This is a genomic window from Neochlamydia sp. TUME1 (genome assembly GCF_000813645.1).
In the GTDB taxonomy this organism is placed as follows: Bacteria; Chlamydiota; Chlamydiia; order Chlamydiales; family Parachlamydiaceae; genus Neochlamydia.
This window is the reverse complement of sequence record NZ_JRXI01000238.1, coordinates 1-1,361: the sequence shown is the minus strand read 5'-3', so window position 1 is coordinate 1,361 and position 1,361 is coordinate 1. Positions and strand designations below refer to the sequence as shown.

The window sequence follows — 1,361 nt, the reverse complement described above, 5'->3', positions numbered from 1 at the left end:
CATACTCACAAGGCTCAGTGTCTAATTGATGTACGGCCTGTATTACAAGTTGTCCGAAGAAAATTTTTATATGGTGAGCTATCTCACCATAAAGCTCTCTCACCTCTTGGGAAGAAGGGTTCTCTGGCAGAGTTTGAATTTTCTTCTCTATTTCTTCTCTAAATTTTTTCAATTCGCTGCGATTGCGTTCAAATTGTTTCTCTATTACCACGGAATCAAAAGGTGTGCCTTTACATTGTTTAACAAGTAAATTTTGTACTTGGGAGAGTCTATCCCTAAGAATTTTTTGCCGTTGTGGAGGAGCTAGGCGTAAGGCATAATTATAAAGGCCTGCCGCTTGTAGGAGCGTTTCCGATGTTTGCTTTCTTAGATAAATGTCACCTAATTCCTCTATGCAAAAGCTTTCTTGAATTGGATCTTTCCATTGGACAGCAATTTGTAAAGCTAAAGTATAGGTTTGTTCTAATTCTTTTATCTTCTCGCCTGATAAAAGCTCCTCGCTTTCCAATGTTTTGAGGGTGTTTTTTAATTCATTTGTAGATAGAGAATTAGAAAAAAGAAAATTAGTGGGGGGGTTCGACTTTGAAAGAAGAGTTTTATCTTGCTTTAAGGGCTTTTGAGCATAGATAAAATGTCCGCCTAAATCTACAATAAGGATATATTCTTGAGGTCTTTCTTCTTGAGGAATAGTTTCCCATTCCCTGGATCTAACTTTTTTAGATGTTAAGCCTACTTTTGAAAAGATAAGCATATCATTAACACCACAAATCAATCGTTCTTCATTAATCGTTACTAGCCTTATAGGAATGGATAAAGCCGAGGCTAATAGATCTCCTTCTCCTAAGCCGCTTATCCAACTTCCTTTTTCTATTATTTCTTCTGCTCTTTTACTGTTAGTGTGCTTAATAATGTCTGAGAGTACTTGCCTTAAATATGAAGTTTTATCGGGATGCTCGTCTAGCAAAGGAATCTTTCTAGAGAGTTCTTTATAGCTTCCTAAAAAAGCACTGAAAAAGCAGTCGCCGTCACTTGCAACACCTTTTAATTCAAAGCCTTCTTTATGTAGATAGGCAGCTACAGCATTTACTTTTGCTTTCTGTGAGCCACTAATAATAGTCGCTGGATTACACCATAAGGATTTAGCTATTTGAAAGGGGCTCCAGTGAGGCGGAAAAGGATCCAAGGAATTTGCTTTATTAGCAAGCTGATTAGTTGTTGGTAAATTACTTTTAATTTTCTTTAAATGAAGCCTTTTCCATCCATTATTTTGCTCAATTAATTGCTTCCACTCTTTACAAACACCTCGTGCGTTAGTTAGATCTTGCTGACTCAGCTCCTGGAAAATCTTTAAGCTAATTTGT

1 protein-coding gene is annotated in these 1,361 nt (G+C 36.7%); it reads right to left on the bottom strand.

Annotated features, from left to right (window positions below; all coding sequences use genetic code 11):
* A partial coding sequence (locus DB41_RS10310) for an F-box protein (RefSeq protein ID WP_039387037.1) occupies positions 1-1,361 on the bottom strand: 1,361 nt, incomplete at both ends.